Source organism: Bradyrhizobium sp. BR 1432 (genome assembly GCF_051547705.1).
In the GTDB taxonomy this organism is placed as follows: Bacteria; Pseudomonadota; Alphaproteobacteria; order Rhizobiales; family Xanthobacteraceae; genus Bradyrhizobium; species Bradyrhizobium zhanjiangense.
This window is the reverse complement of the sequence record NZ_JBPUGF010000003.1, coordinates 435,948-456,581: the sequence shown is the minus strand read 5'-3', so window position 1 is coordinate 456,581 and position 20,634 is coordinate 435,948. Positions and strand designations below refer to the sequence as shown.

The window sequence follows — 20,634 nt, the reverse complement described above, 5'->3', positions numbered from 1 at the left end:
ACTCAGCAGCCGACAGCCGATCGCTCACCCACTCCGCCAGGGACCGGCTGTCTTTGCCGCTTACCGAAATGGGCAACACCACCATCACGGTGCGACGATCGAGAAGCTTCGGTCTGCGTCCCTCATGGGGAACGGCTTCCGGGCGCGTGTACAGCCATGCGGGGCGCGTGACTAACCTACGGCGGGCGGGGTGCATCGTTCTGTTTGTGGGTGATTGCCCGCCGCTTCCGCCGCAATGCCCTCCTATGCGGACCAGATCTTCTCTGAGAGGTGATCCAACGACGGCCTCAGATCGTAGTGCCGCCGTTGTCGCGCCGAATCGATTGAATCTTTGCAGGATTCCTCAATTCAAAGGACTTCAGGCGCGTAGTTCTGCTTCTATAAACGGATACTCTGTCGGCAGCTGAGGATACAGGGGCTCTCCTACCTTACATTGTGGATGACGCAACGCAACATCGTGCTGTGGAAAAATAGAAATGAACCTCGACGTAGCTGCACAGGCCGCTCTCATTGTTTTCTCGGATAACTATTTCGAAGCTCGCCAGAAACTTCGTGAGATTGCACCAGGCTCTCAAGCTTATGAATGCAGCGTAAAAGGCCCAGATGGCGAGGACCTATTTACAGACGTGGCGTACTTTGGACCTGTTAACGCGAAAAAGCTCCTCGTCTTAGTATCTGGGACTCATGGTGTAGAGGGGTACTGCGGGTCCGCTGCCCAACTTCTTTTTCTCAAGACCGAATTACATGACGTACTACCATCTGCGACGGCGGTGCTTATCATTCATGCACTAAATTGTTACGGCTTCGCGTGGGATCGCCGCGTCACAGCAGAGGGGGTGGACCTCAACCGCAACTTCATAGATTTCTCCAAGCCACTTCCGCAAAATCCGGGCTACGAAGAGCTCGCAGAATACCTGGTTCCGGTGAACACCTCGAAGGAAGTCCTGCGGCGCGCGGATGAGATCTTGGCAGCATACGAGGCGACCCACGGCACTGAGAAATTCCGATTGGCTTATTCGGGGGGCCAATACTCCCGACCGGAGGGAATCTTCTATGGAGGTAAGCAGCCTACAGAGGCGAGGAGAACACTTGAGAAAATTGCAGCCGACTATGATGTGGCATCACGCGACGAGGTGATCATTCTAGACTACCATACCGGTCTGGGCCCATATGGATATGGCGAGTTGCAGTGCGAGCAGTCAACAGGACAGCCGAACTATGACCGAGCGGTTAGGATTTTCGGTGCCTCGGTTACCTCGCCTGACGTCGGCACCTCAACGTCCGTGTCGCTGCGGGGCACACAAGATCTATTCTGGCAAAGGATATTAGGAGAGCGCGGCACATACGTTGGGCCGGAGTTTGGAACCTATCCTCTACCTGGGGGGCGCATAGCGCTTCGTCGTGACCACTGGCTCTTCGCATATAGTCCCGACAACGTGAACTCGGAGCTCGGTCGAAAAATTCGCGATGCTACGAAAAGACACTACTATCCACAGGAGCTGGATTGGAAGGAGATGGTAGCTTGGAGATCGCATCAGCTGCATAGGCAGGTGTTGGAGGGGTTGGCGTCTGGCAAATAGCATTTGATGTTGTCAATTTCCTTGCAGTTGACGCCTCGCGAACGTGCCGTTCGGATGGACCAACCTGGATCTTTTTCATCTCCGCTCTGCGCACGCTACAGGCGTCAGGCTAACACGTCGTGCCGACGGCAGCCCCTTCAGCTTTCGCACGCCCAAAGGCAAATGCAGCAATTGCCGTGTCTTGAATGCCGGTACCGGTAAGATCGGCGATAGTTATCTGCACGCTGCTTGAGCGGGCCGTACTTTTTCCGGCAATGATGTCTCCAAGTTCGAGGCAGGCGGACGTGTCGGCGATGGCCCCCGATGCCAATGCGTGGTGCAATTCACCAAGTCTTCTTGTCTGCTGCAAGCTATCCGCCACGTAGAGATCAGCGCGGGCAATCGCGGCGGCCTCTATCTCGTTCTTGTGTTCAGCATCCGAGCCCATCGCTGTGACATGCTGTCCTGGCTGGAGCCATGTGGCGCTTAGGACTGGGGTGCTGGCAGGTGTTGTCGTGACAATGATATCCGAGCCGCTCACGGCGAAACCGGGATCGTCGTAAGGAATTACCGATATGCCGAGCTTCCTTGAGAGATCTTCGGCAAGGCCTTTTGCTTTGGAAAAATCGCGAGCCCAGATCCTCGCCTCTTCGACCGGGCGCACCAGCATCAGTGCCTCCAGCTGCAATCTGGCCTGCACGCCGGCTCCAATGATCGTAGCAACGGCAGCATGCTCACGTGAGAGGTACTGCGCTGCGACCGCCCCTGCCGCGGCCGTACGAATGTCAGTCAGATAACCATTGTCCAGCAAAATAGCCTGAGGAATGCCAGTTTTGCTGCAGAAGAGTGCTATCATGCCGCTTGCACTCGGCAGACCCATTTTCGGATTTTCGAAGAAGCCGGATCCAATCTTCACGGCGAAATAGTCATCGCCAAGTATGTAAGCAGTCTTTACATCAACCTCCCCGTGATGGTCGAGTATATTGAGCCGGAGTATCGGCGGCATCTCCACCGGTTTTGTCGAGAGAGCACAGAAGGCATCTTCGACACACCGTACAGCCGCTCGGTCGAGCGGCACGAGCTTCCTGAGCTCTTGCTCAGTTATGATCTTTACCATAACTATTACTCTCCAAACGGGGCAAGCGCGCCCTCTATGACGCTGCGGTGCACCTCCGGATCAACGTTACGACCGGATAGTACGACCGCGACGGGTCCTCGTATGAACGGTATTTTACGCGCGAGCAGTGTCGCGATGCCTGTCGCACCTGCCCCTCAACCACCTCACGCTCTTGCTCATAAGCATAACGCATGCCTATCGAGATCTCACTTTCACTAAGCAGGATGACATCGTCGAGAAGGGCGCGACACATCGAGAAAGTCAGCTTGTTGTTAATGCCTATTCCTCCGCAGAGGGCGTCCGCTAAACTCTCGTACTCTTTAACCTGCACGGGATGGCCAGCATCAAGGCTGGCCTTCATAGCTGCCCCTCGTTCCATAGTTAGTCCGATTATGCGAGCGCTTGGCCGCAGGCCTTTCACTGCTCCCGCGATGCCAGCGGACAGCCCTCCGCTTCCTAATGGAACGAGCACAGTAGAGACATTTGGCACTGCTTTTACGATCTCAAGACCGATCGTAGCCTGTCCAGCTATGATGGCGGCATCATCGGACGGATGGACCATTACTCGCCCCTCTTCGGCGACTAGCCGATCGAGCTCTCTCTCCGCGTCATCGTAAGAATCGCCCACAATCCGCACGTCCGCGCCCAAGCGTCTGATCTCGGAGACTTTGTGCTCCGGAACCAATCTAGACATGCAGATCGTCGCAGATGACCCGGCTGCTTTCGCAGCATAGGCAACGGCGCGACCGTGATTGCCTGTCGACGCTGTAGCGACCCCCCGGCGCAGTTCGTGCTCTGACAGCTGCAACATGGCATTTGTCGCGCCACGCAATTTGAAGCTGCCGGTCCTTTGTCGATGTTCCATCTTGAGAAACACTTCCACACCGCAAAGAGAAGATAGCTCTCTTGAGCGGACAATCGGCGTCTTGGTGAGGTAGTCGCGAATGCGCCGATCTGCCTTAAGCGCTCCGGCCAATGCGGTCCTCAATGTCCATGCTGCTGGTTGATGACCGCTCGTTACTGGATGAGTTGTCTCCACCTTAGCTTCCTTGAATCCTCGATTTAGCCTCTGGGATAGGTTGGATAATACGCGCTCACCGCGGTGTTCTTTCCCGCGTTTTCATGCGCGGAGACGCGGTTTTTAGGCCCGAGACGGTGAAAATGAGCCGAAAATGGGCGGATGGCCAGGCGACACCGGTCGCGCGACACCGCGGTTGGCCGACAAAGGTCGGCTCGGTCAGTTGGCGATAGCCGGGAAGCTCACCGGGATCATCGCTAAACGGCGATGGTTTCTGGTGCCAGGTAACGGGCGGGCTGGACACCCATTCGTCGTCTTTTCGAGCAGGATCGCGCCGGTCAAAGGGCCGGCGGCATCTTCATTGGGAAGATGCCGACCACTTCGAATTCGAGCGTGCGCGTGCAGCGATGTAGCGAGATAGATTGCTGGCAGACCAAACATCCGGAGCGCTGGCCCCATCTAGCCGAAGAGACTAGAATCTCGACAGGAGCTTTCTCGTCCAATCGGTAGTAACGCCTCTTCGATGGCGCCGACGAGGTCGGAGATGGCCATCGATGACGAACTTCGCCGGAGAATCCGGCCTGAGTGATGAAAAATGGCGTAAACGATTGCATTTCTGCAGCAATGAGAAAATGAAGTGTCCTACATTTCGCCAGAGCAAATGGATGGAAAGTGACACCATGACAGACACTTCGCCCATGTCGGATCGTCAGCAGGCCGGACTTGGCAACCCGAAGCCGTCGACGCTCCGAGACGCGCCGGATATCGCGCATCGACCGCTACAAGGCATTCGCGTCGTTGATCTCACCCACGTGCTAGCAGGCCCCTCTTGCACTACCATCTTGGCGGATTTGGGGGCGGAGGTCGTAAAGATTGAGCGGCTGGGCGTGGGCGATCTCTCTCGCCAAGTTGATCCCTTCCGTCACGGGGAGAGCTATTTCTTTGCTGGCCTCAATCGGAATAAGCGCAGCGTCGCTCTCGATCTCAAGCGCGACGGAGCCAAGCGCGCGCTTGAAGAACTCGTGGGACGCGCGGATGTTCTGGTCGAGAATTATCGTCCCGGCTTGCTCGAACGCGCTGGGTTTTGGTTATGAGCGGCTTCGCGAGCTCAATCCTGCTCTCGTCGTGTGCTCCATCTCAGGCTTTGGACAAACAGGACCCCTGCGGGAACATAAGTCCTTCGATCTGGTTGCGCAGGCAATGACCGGTGTGATGAGCTTGACTGGCGAACCAGGGCGGCCTCCGGTGCGGGCAGGCGTGCCGATCGGGGATATTCTTGCCGGCGTTTATGGGGCTGTCGCCATTGCCTCGGCGCTGATCGGCCGCACGAAATCCGGCAAGGGTTGCGTCATTGATCTCAGCATGTTTGATACTCTTCTTACCGCATTCCCGTATTTCACAGGCTGCTATTTGGCGGACGGTCTCCTGTTCCCGCCAGTAGGCTCTGGCGATCCGAAAGTCGCTCCCTACGGCGCTTTCCCCGCGTCTGACGGCTACATTGCGATCGCCGTATTTGGGGACGATTTCTGGCCGCTTCTGTGCCGTGCTATTGAACGACCAGATCTTGCTGCAAATGCTGAGCTAACCAGTGCCGCAGGTCGTGTACAGCGACGGCAGGAGGTCGAGTCCGCCCTTGTCGAGCGCCTGAAGACCAAGACCATCGCGCAGTGGTGCGAGATCTTTGCTGCTGCGGGAATTCCGCACGCTCCGGTTCTCAGCGTCGGAGCCGCACTGGACCATCCGCATACACAGGCGCGGCGATTGATTGTGGAGTTGGAGCATCAGAAGTGCGGCAAAGTGAAAACCGTTGGCAGTCCCATCAACATCAACGGCGAGTCTATCACCACGTCTGCGACGCCCGGTCCCATGCTTGGTGAGCACACTGAGCAGGTACTAAAAGAACTCGGATACGACGATCTGATTATCGCTCAGCTGCGGATGGAACGCGCGATTGACTCGTGAACACAAAAAAAACGTGTCGAGTGCAAAGCTATAAGTTAATCCTAGGCGAAGCGCGACCCATCTCAGACCCAGCAATATTGCGAAAGAAGGGGCAGTCGCCTACCCTCAAGCGACTAGCAGGCTGTTGAAGAACTCAGCCGCGTTCGCAAACGAAGGCTGAGTCGTCGCCATTGTGGATGTAGAAGTGGCCGACGAGCCTGCCCAGTACCGATCATAGCCCATCCGCGACCACAGGACGGATCATTCTCGTCGTGCCCTTCCCATGAGAACTCGGCGCAGGCCGATGCGTCGCGGGTGCCGTAGCGCACGTCCAGGAAACCCTTGAGAGCCCCAAAGGCGATTTCGCCATCGGACTTGCCCTGGAAGGTGAGATGCGCCTCTTCGACAAGATCGAGGAACTCGCTGTCCCAGACGTTCATCTCGACGATGCGCCAGCGGCCGGCAAAGGCCTTGGCGAAGCCGGGCACCTTGGCCATCAGCCGGTCTCCGCGATCAGCTTGGGCAGCCGCACCAGATTGTAGGCGATGGCAGCGAAGGTAAAGGCCCATGCAACGCGATCACGGCCACGGAAGCTGGTCTTCTCTTGCCCGGCGACCGTCTTGATCCAGCCGAATGCCTCCTCGATCCGCTTGCGGATGCGCTGTGAGTGACGCGGCGGCTGTCGGGAATCTGACTAACCTGCGCCGGCGCAAATATCGAGAAGCTCCTGCATCGCTTGATGGCCAAACCACCAGGGCGCTACGGAGAATTCGCACGTGACTGCAAGTTCGTGGACAACGGCCGAGAGCCCGAGATATTCCAGCTCCAGTTTGAAGCTTAGGGGCCGCGCGGGACTTCTCCAGCGCACACCTTCAAGCGTTACTCCATGCCGTAAGCCGGCCGCAGCTGGGATTTGAGGGGAGCGGCGATCAGGCGTTCCGCTTCTTGGGCCGGCGCTCTGATTGTTGTCTGTCCACCTGCACTTGTCGTGTACGCGACAATTCAGCATGATAGTTGAAGCGCGAGGCTGCGCGATCGTTGGCAGCATGCGTAATTTCAGGCCTCAAGGCGCTGTCGTCATCACTGGCATGGTCCGTGCTAGATCAGCGGGTAACGCGAGGTTGCCCATGAAAGCGCATCTAGGTGCATCGAGGTGGCTCTCACGTAGTATCGCACCGAAACTGCCAACCTGGAGAATATACCGTGAGTGAATCGGGTCTAATCGATAATGTCATTCCGCGTTGCCATGTCATCAAGCGTGCGGCACGCATTGGCGCCGAAATCAAGGATATCAAGCTGTCGGCCGATCTGCCAGACCAGACCATTACTGCCATCAACGGTCTGCTGCTTGAGCATAAGGTAATCTTCTTCCGCGATCAGGGCCATCTCGACGACGCCGAGCAGGAGCGCTTTGCCCTTCGGTTCGGGAAGCTTGTGCCGCCGGCGCTAGGCGCTGCCGAGGGAACGATGGCGATTCTCGAGCTTGATTCCGCACGCGGAGGTGTCCGGGCTGACAGTTGGCACATCGACATATCCTGCATGCTGGCCTATCCGAAGATTTCGGTGCTGCGGGGCGTTGTGATCCCACTAGTTGGCGGCGACACGGTATGGTCAAACACAGCGACAGCGTATCTCGACCTGCCGCCACCGCTGCAACGGCTTGCGGATGACCTCTGGGCTGTTCACAGCAACGCGTTCGACTTCGCCGTAACCGTCCGCCCCACCGAAGCCGATAAGAAGCTTTATGACGACTTCCTGACCAAAACGAGGTTCGAGACTGAGCATCCCGTAGTACGGGTCCACCCCGAGACCGGCGAGCGCACGCTTGTCCTAGGTACTTATTTGACGCGTTTTGTTGATATCCCGAAATATGACGGCCAACAGTTGTTCAATCTATTCGAGTCTCATATCACCGCGCCGGAGAACACCGTTCGCTGGAATTGGAAGCAGGGCGACGTCGTTATTTGGGACAACCGCGCCACGATGCATTATGCGGTCAAAGATTACGGCAACCAAGGGCGCGTCGTTCGTCGCGTGGCCATCGATGGCGAGGTCCCCGTCAGCGTTGGCGGCCGGCGCAGCGTAGCGCGCACGTCAAGGTCAGCAGGCAGCCCGCCGTGAAGAGCATCGCGCTGATGCGCCAGTCCGTGCTCGAGCAAGTGCTGTCGCGTGGGCAGGTCGCGGACGGGGTCTATCATGACGAGGCGGCCAAACTGCATATCCACCTCACGAGGACGCTGCGGCCTCTCACCCAGGACGGATTCGAGCCAAAGCGGGTCGCGATCATCGACGACGACGGGCAGCCGACGTGTAGAGCGACGGGCGTAGACATGTGGCAGAGGCTTGCCATCCTCATTGGCCGGCCAGATGGGCCGCAGATCCATCGCTAAGATCTGCGGAAGGTCGTCGCGGGATCGAGATCGAGAGAGGCATCGAAAGCTGGACGCTCACGCGAGATGCAGATCAAGCTATGTTCGAGTTGCAGGACGCAAGGATTTCGGCTGGCGTGGCTCGCCTGCCCATTGATCTGCTCGAGGATCGGCATCTCAGCTCGCGCAGGTTCCTGCAGGCGGTGAAGCGTTTCATTGGCTTGCATCCGCAGCCCTCGATGCGGATTCGTGAAGGTAAAGAGCCGTATGCGATCCGCGCAGCGGCACCAACGCTGGGACAACAAGCGCAGAGATCCTCTCCGGGCTTCTCGGGCTCTCTGACAACGAGGTTGCGCAATTACAAAGGGAGGGCATTATCGGTACAGAGATGCTCCCGGAAGACGAGCTCGCAAGCTGAAAGATCCACCTGCAGCCGAATCACACTGAATATGCAACACTAGCCTGCCGGCCCAGCCATTCAGCGAATGAAGGTCGTGAAGGACGAGGCAAGTCCGCCTACAAGTCCGCTTCCCGAAGTCCACGAGACGCGAACTTGCTAACCGCGGGCGCGATTGGACCAGACATTAGGCGGGCATTGTTCGCGAGAAGTGCCGCCATTCCTGTCATATGTGCTGGCGCATAGTCGTCTCGGCGCCGACGAGCGGCCTTGCATCCGTCTCCCAGCGTTTCCCAACGACCTGTCTCGCCCGTAGATGATGAAGGTTCGAAAAGTGATTCCCCACAGACTTGCCAACCCTGAAACGCTCTAAGGGGCCTGCGTCGGATGCACGATCACCTTGCCTCCAACATGCGAGCTGCCGCGAACAAGCTCGTGGTGCTGTTACGCTGTAGTCGTGAGTCATGGTGCCGGCCGCCCCTTCCATGGGCAGACCAAACTGGATGCGATCGAGAGCCTGGATCTGCGAGGCGGACCGAGAGGTGTGCGATGCGCCATGTGCGCGATGTGATCAGATTAATGTCGGTGGGAGTGGTGGGCTGACGATCCGCTGTTCCGAGGCGGAGCTGACCAGGCTATAGCCAGGCGACGCGTGATGATCCCGCTCGAGTGCTCGGCGCCGATCCCTTGCTGCGCTATCCGTAGCCTCAAGCCTCGGGATGAACTTCCGTTTGATCTGCTCCGTATGTTGAAGCACGCTTGCTGACCTAAGTGCTGACGTGATCAAGATCTAAGCGATCCGGTTTCCGGACTGGTGGCGCGGAGTTGCCCGGGCCTGATTACATCAGCCGCCAGATGTACGAAAAGACAATGCGCTTCTGCATGATGACCCGCAATAAGCATGGCATCACACTTGACCTGACCAGACCCGAGGGGGCCTCACGCTTGCTACGCGCCTGATAGCGAGCGCCAACATTGTCGTTATTCGCTCGACGTGCTGCCAAAGATTTGGGCTTGGTTACGAAGTTCTCAGAAAGCGAACTCGCGCCTCGTGGTAATGTCGATGTCAGCCTTTTTGGCAAGAACGGCGCTCATCGGGGCTGCCGAGCATACGCTTGAGCCCGGAGCGGCGGTAAGGGCTACCGAGCGTGGTAGCAAGTTTTAATGTGCCGCCGGTGATTGTGCCAGGTTGCTATCGGGCATGCCACATGGTTCGCGCGCCAAAATTTGACCTGGTATGGCACGACAATCAGGATGAGAGCGAGGTCTCACCTTGATCGCCGCCGCCCAACCTGGATACAGCTGGTCCGCTTGATATCGGGCTCGCGCGGAATTGCGCCGACGCGGCAAGTTTAGGTCGGGAAGCTCCGGACGGACTCTTCGAGAAAACCTCGGGCTCAAGCGGCCACTCAATCAGTTTACGCGAGCGGCGTAAGCGCTCATTTCGAAGATGCTCTGGCTACTTGGAGGCAGATCGCGCTGGCGCTGTTTAAGCGGAACCGTGCTGATGCGGCATCGGCTGGAGCCGGAGGTGGGAATCGCCGCCGCAGATTCGAAGCGGGCACGTGAGGCCGCTCCGGCTCGTCTGCGCTCCAAACATGGCTCTCTGAAATAGTTACTTGCTATTCCGGCACTGGCGTGCCGGCTTGCGTCCTCTAGACATCGGTTTGGGAGGCGTCGCCCCCATGGCCGGCTCAGCGAACAATTCGGACAAGTGAATACCTAAGGTCGCGGCGATACGGTCTAGGAGGTCAATGGTCGGGTTCTCTTTCTTCTGCTCAATGCGCCCCATATATGAGCGGTCGATCCCGGCATCATAGGCCAATTGCTCTTGCGGAATGCCGCGCTCTACGCGGATCCGGCGCACATTCCAGGCCACAAGCGCACGAGCGTTCATGCGCAAAGCCAGCCATTATGACGATTATGAAACCACTGGTTATAGCCAGACTATTACGATAAGCTCACACCCAAGCAGTTGGCGGTCCTAGGGCTGTTGCTTCTAGGAAGCAGGTCACCGTGAGACGCAGATGTCGTCGACTTTATCGTTTTCGACTGCCGTTGGCCCAGCACAAGCGGGCTCATGGTGCGATAGCGCGTTACTGGCGGGTGAGCAAAATGGCCCCAGAGGTACTGCGGCTTTTTCCGGGCGCCGCGACCAAATAGGACAACCGTTCAGCTGGAGCTCGAAAGGTGAACGAATTCTTTCCATTTGGCTGCCTTTAGGCCGCGGCTTTTCACCAGCGCGCCGGCAAACGACAGGCCTTCATTCCGTTCCCGGTAGGGTGAAGAGCAAGAACTTAAGCTGTGTGGCAAATCCGCGATCAGTCACCGGTATGGACTGCGAGTAGATCCAGCGCCGATGGAGAAGAGCAAATGCCCAGAATGGAGTCACCAGGTCATTGTGAGCCGATATGCGCTCGCAGTTACGAAGTTGGGCAAAAAAGAGCTTGGGACCGCGACGATACGAGCGGTACCAAAATGGCCCCAAGTCAGGTATCGTTGCTCCGATTTCGATAGATTTTTCAGCTTGGTAGGAGTTTCAGGCAGTGCCGGCCGATCCGAAGATCGCAGATTTGGCGCCGAGCGCGCACGAGCTCACGTCATATGACAAGGAGCACGCTATCATCTACATGCGACTTCTCGATGCCGACGCTGACAAGGCAGATTGGCGCGAAATCGCGCGCATTGTGCTTGGGCTTGACCCGACCGTTGAACCGGACCGTGCGCGACGTACCTTCGAAAGTCATCTGGCTCGGGCCGAGTGGCTAGCGGGCCACGGCTATCGTGATCTGCTGCGTGGCGGTTGGCCAAAGGAATGAACACGGCCGATCTCAGGATTTGCGGAATTCCTAGCAATCGTAAAACATGATCATTGCATCGACTCAGTGCATGCAAGGCGGGTAAGCGGCACGCACGCAACCGTAAAGCGCCACAATCATTGGCTGCATTCCGCTGCGTGTGTAGATCATGCGGGGAAATGGTGCGATGCCGGATACTGACTGGAGATCTGAGGAAGCATACAGCGGCCTCAAGAAGGCAGAGGCTGCCGACCTGGCCTGGGAGTGGCTGCGCCGGGATCGCAACTACCAAGAGGATTATAGGCGGTTATCTCGCCGCCAACGATCCAGCGCAACCACGGACCAGTTCCGACGGAAGTGGGGGCTCTCGTTTTCCAGCTGATCCGCAAAAGACTTTCGACAAGCAAGCAGTCTTCTGGGCACCCGAGGTGCTGTCGACCGTACTGGCTGTGCGGGCGGCCAGCTGCATGGCGCCCAAAAGCTACCATCTCGATTTCGCCAATCTGCCGGGCAGCGAGCTTCGCCGCGCGCCGGATGGATGGCATGCGATCGTGCCGCTCGGGGGCGCGAAGCATCGCCTTTGGCTGAGTAAGCTTCCGGCGAGCGGATGTGCTGTCACTATCGATCTCCCGCTCGAGGCGAATCTCGAGCTTCGCTTGCAGGCCACACGTCGATTTTGGCGCGCGCTTGAGCATCGGCCGCTCGGAACGCCACCTCTTGCTTTGCCGGCTTTGAAGCGGCGTCGGCTGATCCTCGCGCTGCGCGCACTGGATGGATGGCAGCAAGGAAATAGCTATCGCCAAATCGCGCAAGGCCTGTTTGGAAGCCATCGCATTGCGGACCGGGGCTGGAAAACAGACGATTTGCGCAGCCGAACCATTCGACTTGTTAAGCTGGGGCGGCGCCTCATGCGCCTTCGCTGCCGCGCATTGCTCCACAAAGGTAGACGCAGGAATGACAGTTCATGAGCTCTTCGATCAATGGCGTACCTCCGCTCTCTGCAGCCAATTCTTCTGATATGGCACGATTGCGGATAGGATGAAATCTTTGCGTTCCGATCTCTCACTTTTGGTGTCTGGATTGCTGCAACAGAGAGGCGCTATCTTCGGGGTCTGACGACACTACTCGGATGATTTTCTCAACTTGAGTGCTATCGACTTGGAATAGCAATGCATCGATCTCGAGTTGTACCGGATTGAGGGCGCCTGCTAGGCGTCAGGCAGCCTGCGCAAGTGCTGCCTTCTTACAAAGACGAGCCACCCATCGGCAAAAAGAACGAGCAATCTCGGGATGCTCGCTTCGATCCACGGCATAGGCCCTATACTGCATGCCACTTGGAGCGCGTGAGCCGGGTATGATTTGCAAAGCGCCCCCTCGCACCAGATCACTGACGATGATTTCTGGTGCGACAAGAAGGCATTTTCCGGTCATGACGGCCGGCAGAGCAAGATAATTGTGATCATAGCGCGCGCCCGCTCGTATGTCGTTTGAGGACAGATTCATGGCCCTCAGCCATGTCGGCAGGATGTCGGGACGCGATGTGATGTTCAGTATCGGGGTCGAGCGAACGATCGAGAGCTCTCTGCCCGCGACCAGATTTGGCGGGCCGACGCATACCAGCTCCTCATTGTAGATCTCCCAACTGTCGGCGGGTTCGATGACGGAAAGGTCGCGTGTAATCAAAATATCGAAATCATCCGAAGATGTCGGCGGCGAGAGGGAGCTCACGACGTCCACGATGACGCCGCCCGCTTCAGAAGAGAAAGCTTGCAGATTTGGAATCAGAAGAGAGAAAGCAAAGGTCGATAGTGACGTGCGGACGACAATCCGATTGGTGCCCGCGGCCGCCCGCCGCCGCATTCTCTTTGCGGTGAAGCCGACTGTCTCGAGCGGTTCAGAGACTGCGTTCAGCAAATAGTCTTCCGAACTCGGTCAAATCACTGCGCCGCCCACGCCGCTCGATGAGGTCCGCACCCAGATAGTCCCGCAGGACGGACAAATAGCGGCTGACCGAACTCTGCGTTGTTCCCAAAGCGGTGGCTGCGCGCGTGACGCTGCCTTCGCGTGCGACGGTCACAAAAGCACGGATGGCGTTTAAAGGAACTTCATCGTCTTGAGCCGCCATTGTCTGCTCCGCCGCCAGAATGAACATCCATCACATTATTCGATGTCCATAGCGGGATTGCCGCGTATCAAGGGTCGCTGCGCACAAAATCCGCGTGGGAGCGCATTGATACTTGGTCCAGTAACCGCACAAGATCTGCGTCAACAGCTCGGTGCTGTCAGGGGGCTAGGTCATTTTGCGGCGTGCCCGCTTCGGCTTGCGACCTTTAGGTAAGGTAGCGGGTGGCGGCGCACCCTTGGATGGCCGAACAAACAGCTCGGATACAGCTACGCCGAGCGTCTCGGCAAGGCGATCGAGAAGATCGATTGTCGGGTTCGCCTGTTGGCGCTCAAGTCCGCTCATATAGGAGCGATCAACACCTGCATCATAGGCCAATTGCTCTTGCGGAATACCGCGCTGGACGCGGATCCGGCGCACATTGTAAGCCACAAGCGCACGAGCTCTCATGCGCGAAGGCAGCCATTTCGATGGTCATCAAACCACTGGCTATAACCGACATAAAAACATCACCAAATTGGAGGTTTTCGATCGAATTATTCGATGAGTGTCACCGAATCGCTATTCCCCCGGCGCTAATGAGGGCGGGCCGCACAAGCGCTGGTATGTCGACCATCTATCATTTCGCGGCGGCGCAGGTTTTGCGAGCGCTGACCGGAGCTCAGCCGTTCGGCTGGCTCGGCAGCCGTTCGATTCCGCTGCCCAATTTGCGCGAGCGGCCTCGAGCCAAAGGCAAAGATGCTGACTGAGAGGGAGCCGATGGTCCTCCATTCAACGAAATGGAGCCGCACCCGATGAAATGAGCCGGCGCAAACCATCGAGATTGCAGCGACAGCCGTTCAGGCAAGGTTCGAGTTAGCCTTCAGCCCTGCATCAGCGCAGAAAGCGCGTTTCAGCTGCCTTAATCTCGTCCATTCTCTGGAGTTCGAAGATTTCCTCTACCGGTAGAATATCCTTGTGGACGTTCTGGACGCCGCCATCAGCGATGATGCGGCGGAAGGTGTCCCTCAAGGCCGTGCTTGAGGCCCGGATACCGTAATTGCCATAGATCATCATCTGGACGTTGCCCAACTCCTTGACCCGACGGGCATCCAGGTCCGGATAAGCATTTGGCACAATGGCCAGCGGCACTGAACCCGTCCAGGCGCGGGAAAAGCTTTTGATCTCGCCAGGATCCTTCTTCTTTGAATGGATCAGGATCATGTCGGCACCAGCCTTCACATATGCTTGCGCGCGGTCTAAGGCTTCAGCTTCGCCAAGGCCAGCGATGAGCGCTTCGGTTCTCGCGATCACAAGAAAATTCGGATCTCGTCTTGTGGCGAGAGCAGCCTCGATCTTGCCCTGGAATTCCTCGACGCGCAGCAGTTGCTGGCGGCCGTCCGCAGCAAGGCTCGTCACCTTGGGGAATGTCTTGTCCTCTATGACAACGGCGCTGGCGCCGGCCCTTTCATACTCGCCAATGGCATGCATGACATTGATCGCATTGCCATAGCCTGTGTCGATGTCGGCCACGATCGGTATCGTCGTGCGCCCGGCGATTGCTCGCAGCATATCCAGATGCTGTGCCATCGAGATCAGGCTCATATCAGCCAAGCCATAAAGTGCGGAAAGTTCGAAACCGGAGGCCCACAGCCCATCGAAGCCGGCTTCCTCAGCGAGGATAGCTGAAAGCGGGCTATGAGCTGCCATAATGTGGACAAGACCGCTTTCGGCCATCCGGGCGCGCAGGCATTTGGCAGGGGACATCTGAAGTCTTTCAAGATAGGGCGGCGCAAGCGGGGATGATCCGATCGCAGGCGCGGGTGAGATCCTCAAGCGAGGAAGCATGTGAGATGCGAACGTCGGGCGCCGCCAGGAAGCCGCCGGGGGCGCTACAGGGACCCAAACGCATCGAGAAGATGCATGGCGAACATGGCTGTCAGTCTCTGTCGCCTTGCCGCCCGGCGTGCGTTTGCCCATCAAACCGGCGCAGGAGGAAAAAGCGTAGAATGCGCCGGGTAAGGGGCACGATGGTCCTTCCGCCTGGTTCAGCTTAGCGACCACGAGTTCGCGGCGTTACGGAAAGGCGTGCGAATTGCCTCAGATGACGGTGGACGCCAGACAGCGCCTCGACAGCTGTATATTGCGCGATCGAGCTTCTGTGGAAAAACGTCCGACTCTGGACGAGAGTGATGGCCTTGACCAGAGTCAAAGGTCCTGCGCCCATACAGAACGCACCAGCCAGTCATTGCGTCAGCCTCCGAATCGCCGTTGCCTTGGTATCTAGACTTGCAAAGTTCGCGTTGAACACGACCTGCCGCCGCAAAAGACGTTGGTCTGAACGATACTGGAATCGAGCCTGCGATCCCGTGGCACCCCAGCGCAGCTGGCTGCTCCCCGCGGTGCATTTCGTCGGCCCGTCGCGGATTGCGCAGATGCCGGCATCGCGGGCAAGGAATGAGTTTTCCAAATCGCTGTCGAGCTGACCGAGTGTGATCACGTCCGCGCCTTGTTCGCGCAGCTCGGCGGCTCGCACCGTCATGGCCTCGGCTTCGGAGGGGCGGACAAGTTTTGAGCCGTTCCGCAACGAGAGACAATGGGGAGCCCTGAAGTTTGACGCAACATTGTTGACGGCTTCTACTCGTTGGCGAAGTTGCGAACAAAACGGTCATTCGTGTTTGTTGAATGAAATGATCGCAAGTCGCGATGCCTTGCGTCGCATCGCGGAAGACGACGGCGCGTGTCGCGGCCGCGCCTCACCAGCGGAGCAATTTGCTCGGCGCTTTGTGCGTTCGGTGCCGCGCAGACGTGTGAATTCTCTTGTCCACCTGGAAACGATCAACAGGACTCGAAGCGCTTTCGGGCTCACGACGGAGAAATTGCGCGGCGCCCATTAAGAAAGCAGCGTCAAGGCTCGCTCGCTGCGGTCGACCGGTTGTTAAGCGACCTTGGCGCCGCTGCTTAGGGCCACACTGTTTAGCTCTGCAGTACCGCTGTTATCGCATATTGCAGGGGCTTCCATCTACTTATTCGATACCTGTCATCCAGCTGTAGCACGATGGGTCTTGAAGGTCCGGAGCTTGCACAAAGAGTTTCATGCCAGCGAGGAAGTGATGCGATGGCATCGGTTTTGATCGAAAGTATCAGTAAGGACTACGGTCAAACGCCGGTCCTGCGCAGCGTCTCACTGTCGATAGCCGATGGTGAATTCCTGACGCTGTTGGGACCATCGGGCTGTGGTAAGTCGACGCTGCTCCGCATCCTGGCCGGACTTGAGGTGCAGGACGCCGGCTCCGTCTCCATCGGCGAGCGCGTGGTGGACGGAGTGCGGCCCAAGCGGCGGGATATCGCAATGGTGTTCCAGTCCTATGCACTCTATCCCCATATGAGCGTCGCGTCGAACATCGCGCTGCCGTTGCGGATGCGTCGGCTCTCTGCCTTGCAGAGGCTCCCCCTTCTCGGCCGTCTTCTACCAAGAACGACGCAGATCGCCGCGGACATTGGCGTGGAAGTCTCCCGTACGGCTAAGTCCCTCGGGATCGCCCACCTGTTGTCGCGCAAACCGGGGCAACTCTCGGGCGGCCAGCGCCAGCGTGTCGCGGTTGGTCGGGCGATGGTACGCCATCCAGCTGTTTTCCTAATGGACGAGCCCCTATCCAATCTCGACGCCAAGCTGCGCGTGCAGATGCGCGCCGAGATCAAAGAACTGCACCAACGGCTCGGGGTCACCTTCGTCTATGTTACGCATGATCAGGCCGAGGCGATGACCCTTTCGGACCGCGTGGCGGTGATGCTCGGTGGTGAGTTGTTGCAGGTTGCTCCACCGCAAAGCATCTATTCCGATCCAGACAATCGCCGCGTTGCCGAATTCATCGGCTCACCCAAGATCAACCTGCTTGATGGCGTGATGCGCGAACACGGCCTCATCGACGTGGCTGGTTCGACGATCCCGATCGAAGCCGATGCCCTGGCAGGCACGCCGCTCTCGCTCGGCATTCGTCCGGAGGCTCTTTATCTCGCAGACCACGCCGGCCAGGGAGTGCTGACGGGTTCGGTGCGAATGGTCGAGCACATGGGATCAGATCTCTTCGTACATCTCGATCTTGCCGGCATCGATCAGCCGTTGATCGCAAGGCTGCTGCCCGAGCGGGCGCCGCACATCGCGCCCGGCCAGACCTTGCATGTCGGCGCGAGACCGGATCGCATTCTTCTGTTTACACGGGATGGACGGCGCTTACGGCGGGAAGCAGATCCTGTTCGCAGACACGTTGCTCCGTTCCGCGAGGCGGTGGGATGAGCGAGCCCCGTGCTTTTTCCAACGCTTATAATCGGTCCTTAACGGGGCGTCGAGCGTCATGTCTTACGGTCTCTCCAGCTCGTCGGCAAGCTGTTGTGATGGCATTCGCAGGATACGGGCTGGCTGGCCCTGCGGTCTTCTTTCTGCTGGTGCTGTTCTTGCTGCCGGTTGTTGGCGTGTTTTTCATCGCGCTGACCGACTGGCAGCTCGGGGCGGGCTCTTTATCCTTCGTCGGCCTCGCCAACTACCGCGAAGCGTTCGCGGACGCCACGTTTAGGGCCTCCCTTGCCAACACCGCTGTCTATGTTCTGATCGTCGTGCCGGGTACGCTTCTTGGCGGCCTTACCGTTGCACTTCTGATCGAAGGCGGAAAATCCTGCCGCTCGTTCTATCGGGCCGTCCATTTCCTGCCCTTTATGGCGACGGTCACGAGTATGGCCATTGTCTGGGAGGCACTGCTGCATCCCACGATAGGCCTCGTGAACCAGATGTTCGCCGCCGTCGGCCTTCCGACCGCCAACTGGCTGCGCAATGAAAATACCGTCCTCCCAGTGTTGGGCGCTCTCGGGATCTGGCAAAACCTCGGCTATGCGATGGTTTTGTTTCTCGCTGGCATCAAAAGCATCCCGCGAGATCTCTACGATGCAGCCGACGTCGATGGTGCCGACTTATGGATTGACCGGCTGCGCACCGTCACTCTGCCCTTGCTCGGGCCGGTCTCGATGTTCGTTGTCATTGTCGTGGCACTGCGGGCCTTGGAATGCTTCGACGCGGTGAAGGTACTGACGCAGGGCGGCCCTGGAGATGCCTCCGAAGTACTGCTCTACACGCTCTATCGAGAGAGTTTTGAGTATCTGCGCACCGGATATGGCGCCGCCATCGCCGTCGTCTTTCTCGCCATGGTCGGAACTCTCACGCTGATCAACGCCATCGTCATGGATAGAAAGGTGCATTACCAATGAGCGCGGTTGCTTCCGTCAAAGGCTTTTCCGCGCTTGCCGGGATCCTTCGCCATGTCGTGTTACTCGTCACAGGAGCGTTGATACTCATTCCCTTCCTGTGGATGATTTCACTCTCGATCAAAGCGCCGGGCGAGATATTCCACGCGTCCTTATCCGTTTGGCCCGTGCAATTCTACGGCATCGAAAACTATGAAAAAGCACTGTCTGAAGCGCCGCTGCTCCGCTACATGGGCAACGGCCTGATGGTATGCGGTCTGATCCTGGCGCTGCAAATTCTCCTATGCGCTCCTTGCGCCTACGCGCTTGCAAAACTGCGATTTTTCGGTCGCGACCTCGTTTTCGGCATGGTGCTTGCCGGTCTGATCCTCCCGCACCAAGTGCTTTCGCTGCCGCTATTCATCCTCGGGTACAAGCTCGCCATCCTCAACACTTACGCCGCGCTGATTCTTCCTTATGTCGTCTCACCCTTCGGCATCTTTCTGCTTCGGCAGTTTTTCAAGACTATTCCGGATGACGTCGTGCACGCTGCCCGTCTCGACGGTCTCTCTGAACTCGCTATCGTCTGGAAGGTCATGGTGCCAATGGCACTACCGGCTGTCATCGCCTTTGCAATCTTCTCGGTGGTCGGGCACTGGAATGAGCTGTTCTGGCCACTGATCGCCGTACGTGATCAGTCTCTGATGCCGCCGCCGCTGGGTATTCTGGTCTTCAAGAACGAGGAGGCCGGCAGCGACTACGGTCCTCTGATGGCCGCATCCACTCTTGTGGTGCTCCCGCTCACCATCGCCTTCCTTGCAGTCCAACGTTGGTTTGTTGAGGGACTGACCGGAGGGGCCGTCAAACAATAGGCGAGCCGAGGCGATCGAAATTCTCCTCTCGTCGCATGCACAGGCATTGCCCGGGCAAGCGCTGGAATGGTTATGGTTGGAAAAGGAACTCCGATGTTCACAATAGCAAAGCTTTCTTCTGCGATCGGCGCGGATGTCGCAAACGTTGATCTCGGCAGATTGGCGGAATCGAAAGACGCCGCCGTTGTCGCTGCGCTTCGTGAAGCGCTTGAAACGCACCTTTTGCTTCGCTTTCGTGGTCAGCATCTGTCACCAAGCGAATTCGTCAGGCTTGCGTCAGCCTTCGGCCATACAAAGACGCTGAAGCGCGCCGCAGCGTCAAGTAGCGCGCATTTGCCTGGCCATCCTGAAATAAAGGTCGTCTCGAACGTAGCGAATGATGATGGCCGCCCGATCGGTGACGGTGGTTCCTCTGAGAATTACTGGCACACCGATGGCACCTATCTGCCACAGCCGGTCAAGTTGACGTTCTTGTACGGACGCGAGTTGCCCAAGACAAATCCGCCGAAGACATTTTTCATGAATCTCTCCGATGTCCATGATCGCCTGCCTCACTGCTTGACGTCCTATCTGAGCCGACTGAGTTGCATCCATTATTCCCAGTATAACTTCGCTCCTGAATATGCCGAGCAAATTGCAGCACTCCCCGAGGGGGCCGATCGTCGGCATATTGGACCCAGCTTTCCGCTCGTACGCCTGAATCCCCATAGTGGAAGACCATCCTTGTATCTTCCGCGCCAGCGACAATGCCTTATCGAGGGCTTGACGAGCGCAGAGAGTGAGAAGCTCTCTGACCTGCTATGGACATACGTCGAAGCCTATAACGATACATGGGGCGACGTGATAGGTGTAGATGATCTCTTCGTTTTCGATAACAGTTACACGCTTCATAGACGTGAGGCGTTCGACTCTCGAGAACGGCGTGTCCTATGGCATATCACGACGGAGGGCGAACCACCGATTCCGTATGCATCGGCGTCCTAATCTGGGTCGCGAGAGCCCAGTGGCAGCAGAAACAATCGCGGCAGAGTGCAGGTGAGAGGTGCCATCCGGCCTGTAAGCGATTCATCCATGCCCGCGAAGACGAGCATACCTTCGCTCCGAGACCCCCAAAACTAGCGGGCCGTTTTCCGGACCACAAGTCGCGCCATCATTGGAGAAGTAGGGTGGTTTCCTGTTCGCCGACAATTTCAGAGCGCGCCCCGAGATCAGCGGCCGCGCTATTTT

19 protein-coding genes and 4 pseudogenes are annotated in these 20,634 nt (G+C 57.9%); 14 read left to right on the top strand and 9 right to left on the bottom strand.

Annotated elements, in window-relative coordinates; genetic code table 11:
- The first annotated feature begins 476 nt into the window (after positions 1-476).
- Positions 477-1,580 (top strand): DUF2817 domain-containing protein, encoded by a 1,104-nt coding sequence (locus tag ACSKB8_RS02355; RefSeq protein WP_438102249.1) that lies wholly within the window; start codon positions 477-479, stop codon positions 1,578-1,580.
- Between the two features lie 109 nt (positions 1,581-1,689).
- On the opposite strand, the gene ACSKB8_RS02350 is transcribed toward ACSKB8_RS02355, so the two are convergent.
- Positions 1,690-2,676, bottom strand: a complete 987-nt coding sequence (locus ACSKB8_RS02350; RefSeq protein ID WP_438102247.1) for a cyclodeaminase — start codon at positions 2,674-2,676, stop codon at positions 1,690-1,692.
- Between the two features lie 5 nt (positions 2,677-2,681).
- Positions 2,682-3,664 (bottom strand): annotated as a pseudogene (eutB, locus tag ACSKB8_RS02345) (hydroxyectoine utilization dehydratase EutB).
- A gap of 584 nt (positions 3,665-4,248) precedes the next feature.
- On the opposite strand from eutB, the gene ACSKB8_RS02340 reads away from it, so the two are divergent.
- A complete protein-coding gene (locus ACSKB8_RS02340; RefSeq protein ID WP_438102245.1) occupies positions 4,249-4,788 on the top strand; it encodes a CoA transferase in 540 nt (179 codons plus the stop codon).
- The gene (locus ACSKB8_RS02335; RefSeq protein WP_438102244.1) at positions 4,730-5,656 is read left to right on the top strand and encodes a CaiB/BaiF CoA transferase family protein; all 927 of its coding nucleotides are present in this window, start codon (positions 4,730-4,732) and stop codon (positions 5,654-5,656) included. Before ACSKB8_RS02340 ends, ACSKB8_RS02335 begins: the two co-directional genes overlap by 59 nt.
- A gap of 133 nt (positions 5,657-5,789) precedes the next feature.
- On the opposite strand, the pseudogene ACSKB8_RS02330 reads toward ACSKB8_RS02335, so the two are convergent.
- Together ACSKB8_RS02330 and ACSKB8_RS02325 are read right to left on the bottom strand one after the other, a co-directional pair.
- Positions 5,790-6,132 (bottom strand): annotated as a pseudogene (locus ACSKB8_RS02330) (hypothetical protein).
- A pseudogene (locus ACSKB8_RS02325) lies at positions 6,132-6,302 on the bottom strand (transposase); the annotation flags it as partial. The pseudogenes ACSKB8_RS02325 and ACSKB8_RS02330, both read right to left, overlap by 1 nt.
- A 536-nt stretch (positions 6,303-6,838) precedes the next feature.
- Here ACSKB8_RS02325 and ACSKB8_RS02320 point away from each other — a divergent pair.
- From ACSKB8_RS02320 to ACSKB8_RS02310, 3 genes are read left to right on the top strand one after another with little or no spacing between them, the layout of a single operon-like run.
- Positions 6,839-7,756: a TauD/TfdA dioxygenase family protein gene (locus ACSKB8_RS02320; RefSeq protein WP_438102242.1), complete on the top strand. Its 918-nt coding sequence runs from the start codon at positions 6,839-6,841 to the stop codon at positions 7,754-7,756.
- The gene (locus ACSKB8_RS02315; RefSeq protein ID WP_438102240.1) at positions 7,753-8,025 is read left to right on the top strand and encodes a MobA/MobL family protein; all 273 of its coding nucleotides are present in this window, start codon (positions 7,753-7,755) and stop codon (positions 8,023-8,025) included. Before ACSKB8_RS02320 ends, ACSKB8_RS02315 begins: the two co-directional genes overlap by 4 nt.
- Positions 7,968-8,465 carry a CoA transferase gene (locus tag ACSKB8_RS02310; RefSeq protein WP_438102238.1) on the top strand — a complete coding sequence of 166 codons (498 nt, stop codon included), beginning with the start codon at positions 7,968-7,970 and terminating at the stop codon, positions 8,463-8,465. Before ACSKB8_RS02315 ends, ACSKB8_RS02310 begins: the two co-directional genes overlap by 58 nt.
- Before the next feature lie 1,551 nt (positions 8,466-10,016).
- Here the strand turns inward: ACSKB8_RS02310 and ACSKB8_RS02305 are convergent.
- The gene (locus tag ACSKB8_RS02305) at positions 10,017-10,298 is read right to left on the bottom strand and encodes a helix-turn-helix domain-containing protein (protein ID WP_438102236.1); all 282 of its coding nucleotides are present in this window, start codon (positions 10,296-10,298) and stop codon (positions 10,017-10,019) included.
- A gap of 649 nt (positions 10,299-10,947) precedes the next feature.
- On the opposite strand from ACSKB8_RS02305, the gene ACSKB8_RS02300 reads away from it, so the two are divergent.
- From ACSKB8_RS02300 to ACSKB8_RS02290, 3 genes are all read left to right on the top strand, one after another.
- Positions 10,948-11,220: a DNA -binding domain-containing protein gene (locus ACSKB8_RS02300; RefSeq protein WP_438102235.1), complete on the top strand. Its 273-nt coding sequence runs from the start codon at positions 10,948-10,950 to the stop codon at positions 11,218-11,220.
- Between the two features lie 148 nt (positions 11,221-11,368).
- Positions 11,369-11,581: a transcriptional regulator domain-containing protein gene (locus ACSKB8_RS02295; protein WP_438102233.1), complete on the top strand. Its 213-nt coding sequence runs from the start codon at positions 11,369-11,371 to the stop codon at positions 11,579-11,581.
- A gap of 46 nt (positions 11,582-11,627) precedes the next feature.
- A complete protein-coding gene (locus ACSKB8_RS02290; protein ID WP_438102231.1) occupies positions 11,628-12,167 on the top strand; it encodes a DUF2285 domain-containing protein in 540 nt (179 codons plus the stop codon).
- Between the two features lie 247 nt (positions 12,168-12,414).
- Here the strand turns inward: ACSKB8_RS02290 and ACSKB8_RS02285 are convergent.
- Together ACSKB8_RS02285 and ACSKB8_RS02280 are read right to left on the bottom strand one after the other, a co-directional pair.
- A pseudogene (locus ACSKB8_RS02285) lies at positions 12,415-13,324 on the bottom strand (LysR family transcriptional regulator).
- 165 nt (positions 13,325-13,489) lie between these two features.
- Positions 13,490-13,771 carry a helix-turn-helix domain-containing protein gene (locus ACSKB8_RS02280; RefSeq protein ID WP_438102229.1) on the bottom strand — a complete coding sequence of 94 codons (282 nt, stop codon included), beginning with the start codon at positions 13,769-13,771 and terminating at the stop codon, positions 13,490-13,492.
- 20 nt (positions 13,772-13,791) lie between these two features.
- Between ACSKB8_RS02280 and ACSKB8_RS02275 the strand changes: the two genes are divergently transcribed.
- Entirely contained in the window at positions 13,792-14,070 is a 279-nt protein-coding gene (locus ACSKB8_RS02275; protein WP_438102228.1) for a hypothetical protein, read from the top strand.
- A 124-nt stretch (positions 14,071-14,194) separates the two neighbouring features.
- Here ACSKB8_RS02275 and ACSKB8_RS02270 read toward each other — a convergent pair whose 3' ends face one another.
- Positions 14,195-15,067, bottom strand: coding sequence for an isocitrate lyase/phosphoenolpyruvate mutase family protein (locus tag ACSKB8_RS02270; RefSeq protein WP_438102226.1), 873 nt, complete (start codon positions 15,065-15,067; stop codon positions 14,195-14,197).
- A gap of 478 nt (positions 15,068-15,545) precedes the next feature.
- Positions 15,546-15,842 (bottom strand): hypothetical protein, encoded by a 297-nt coding sequence (locus ACSKB8_RS02265; RefSeq protein WP_438102224.1) that lies wholly within the window; start codon positions 15,840-15,842, stop codon positions 15,546-15,548.
- Positions 15,843-16,418: 576 nt separating this feature from the next.
- Here ACSKB8_RS02265 and ACSKB8_RS02260 point away from each other — a divergent pair.
- The 4 genes from ACSKB8_RS02260 (at position 16,419) to ACSKB8_RS02245 (ending at position 20,391) form a co-directional block, all read left to right on the top strand.
- Positions 16,419-17,597 carry an ABC transporter ATP-binding protein gene (locus tag ACSKB8_RS02260; protein WP_438102222.1) on the top strand — a complete coding sequence of 393 codons (1,179 nt, stop codon included), beginning with the start codon at positions 16,419-16,421 and terminating at the stop codon, positions 17,595-17,597.
- Positions 17,598-17,695: 98 nt separating this feature from the next.
- Positions 17,696-18,559 (top strand): carbohydrate ABC transporter permease, encoded by an 864-nt coding sequence (locus tag ACSKB8_RS02255; protein ID WP_438102220.1) that lies wholly within the window; start codon positions 17,696-17,698, stop codon positions 18,557-18,559.
- The gene (locus tag ACSKB8_RS02250) at positions 18,556-19,407 is read left to right on the top strand and encodes a carbohydrate ABC transporter permease (RefSeq protein ID WP_438102219.1); all 852 of its coding nucleotides are present in this window, start codon (positions 18,556-18,558) and stop codon (positions 19,405-19,407) included. Before ACSKB8_RS02255 ends, ACSKB8_RS02250 begins: the two co-directional genes overlap by 4 nt.
- Positions 19,408-19,500: 93 nt before the next feature.
- Entirely contained in the window at positions 19,501-20,391 is an 891-nt protein-coding gene (locus ACSKB8_RS02245) for a TauD/TfdA dioxygenase family protein (protein ID WP_438102217.1), read from the top strand.
- The last annotated feature ends 243 nt before the right edge of the window (positions 20,392-20,634 follow it).